This window comes from Acinetobacter sp. GWC1_38_13 (assembly GCF_001767535.1).
Classification (GTDB): Bacteria; Pseudomonadota; Gammaproteobacteria; order Pseudomonadales; family Moraxellaceae; genus Acinetobacter; species Acinetobacter junii.
This window is the reverse complement of record NZ_MELG01000073.1, coordinates 9,371-11,316: the sequence shown is the minus strand read 5'-3', so window position 1 is coordinate 11,316 and position 1,946 is coordinate 9,371. Positions and strand designations below refer to the sequence as shown.

General features: G+C 38.0%; 2 protein-coding genes. One reads left to right on the top strand and one right to left on the bottom strand.

What is annotated here, in order from left to right:
* Positions 1–205: 205 nt before the first annotated feature.
* The gene (locus A2003_RS07255) at positions 206–1,138 is read right to left on the bottom strand and encodes a LysR family transcriptional regulator (RefSeq protein WP_075696512.1); all 933 of its coding nucleotides are present in this window, start codon (positions 1,136–1,138) and stop codon (positions 206–208) included.
* 111 nt (positions 1,139–1,249) lie between these two features.
* Here A2003_RS07255 and A2003_RS07250 point away from each other — a divergent pair.
* The coding region (locus A2003_RS07250; protein ID WP_286687070.1) for a muconate/chloromuconate family cycloisomerase at positions 1,250–1,946 on the top strand (697 nt) is incomplete at its 3' end.

Genomic DNA, 1,946 nt, shown 5'->3' with positions numbered 1-1,946 from the left:
TTTAATTCGTCTGATCACAGATACTTTATAAAGTATTTTAGTACTTTTTTGAATCCGTCAATGCGTAAGTCCTAATTATTTTGAAGTTACTAGATCGTTTGATTACAACCAAATGATTTATATGAATCTATCCATATGAAATAGATTCATTATTTATAACTCAAATAAAGACACTTACCACAAGTAAGTATCTTTAAATATACGGCTATACTGTTTGACCCCATTGAAAAGTCGTTCTCTTGTATTCTATCCCTTCTAAATCATAAACCTGATAAATCGTATCGTATAAAGACTGGATATCTTCACTGTTATCCATGGCTCTTGCTGTAATAAAAATCGGACTGACTGCACCACTATCTAGGATTGGAATATAAAGTAAATGTGGGAATCGAATGGTATCGGCACTAGCAGGAATGACACATAAGCCTTCTCCTGCAGCCACCAAACCTAAAGCCAATTGAATTTCTCGTAATTCACGGACATTTTTCGGCACCAAACTATGCTCAGCAAAAATATTTAAAAGTTGGCTTGAAAAATTAGGTTTTGGTGTATTGGGATAAACAAATAATTTTTCATCAACCAAATCTGCTAAATGCACTCCCTCGACGCGTTGAGCAATTGGATGACTTGAATGGGCTGCAACAACTAGTCTTTCTTTGCGCAAAAGTACTCTTTTTACAGCAGGATCGCTGATTCTCAACCGACCAAAACCAACATCTATTCGCCCTTCTTTGAGTGATTGAAGTTGTTCATTGGTACTGAGTTCTATCAACTGAATATTTAAATGTGGGTGTTGTTGGCGGTAGAGATAAATAATTCTAGGTAATAAACCAAATAATAATGAACCTACAAAACCAATGGTTAAGGTTCGCTCAATCAAACCAATTCGCTTCGTCATACTCTTAACCTCTTCCGCATTAGACAAAAGTTTTAAGGCATGTTGGTACAAAAATTGACCTGCGGTTGTGGTTTGAAGTGGTCTACTTCCTCGTTCAAAAAGCTGCACACCTAGTTCATTTTCAAGGTTTTGAATTTGCCGACTTAAAGGTGGCTGTGCGATGAACAGCCGTTCTGCTGCTTTGGTAAAGCTTTGCTCTTCCACCACTGCGACAAAATAACGTAAATATCTGAGTTCCATTCCTTATCTCCATACCTAATAGGTATAAAAAAATACATATTCAGTCTTAGACACAGTTTAATCATTCTTTTAAGGTATAGGAAGAGCATAAAGAACCAGTGATGGTGTGAAATGTACAAAACAATCGAAACCATATTAGTCGATATCCCAACGATACGTCCACATAAGCTATCTGTGACGACCATGCAAACCCAAACCTTGGTATTGGTCAAAATCACAACAACGGATGGTCTTGTGGGTTGGGGTGAAGCGACCACGATTGGTGGACTTAATTATGGTGAAGAAAGCCCTGAAAGTGTCAAAGCAAATATCGATACTTATTTTGCCCCGCTCTTATTGTCGATCAAATCTTCAATAAATGTGGCTCAAACACTCAAATTGATTCGTAAAAGTATCAATGGCAATCGCTTTGCAAAATGTGCCATTCAAACTGCGCTCTTGGATATTCAAGCGAAACAACTCAATTTGCCACTAAGCGAAGTATTGGGTGGTCGTCTACGTGATCGTCTCCCTGTGCTTTGGACTTTGGCTTCAGGTGATACTGAAAAAGACATCGCTGAAGCAAAAAAAATGATTGAACTCAAACGCCACAATATTTTCAAGTTAAAAATCGGTTCCAATCCTGTGCAACATGATGTTGATCATGTGATTGCCATCAAAAAAGCTTTAGGACCTGAAATCAGTATTCGTGTTGATGTAAATCGTGCTTGGTCAGAATTGGAATGTATCCAAGGCATTCAACAGTTGCAGGATGGCGGCATTGATTTGATCGAACAGCCTTGTGCGATTGAACAAACTCAAGTGTTGG

Excerpts from the sequence above, each read along its gene's own strand:
- A2003_RS07255 (WP_075696512.1), bottom strand. The coding sequence starts at position 1,138 with ATGGAACTCAGATATTTACGTTATTTTGTCGCAGTGGTGGAAGAGCAA.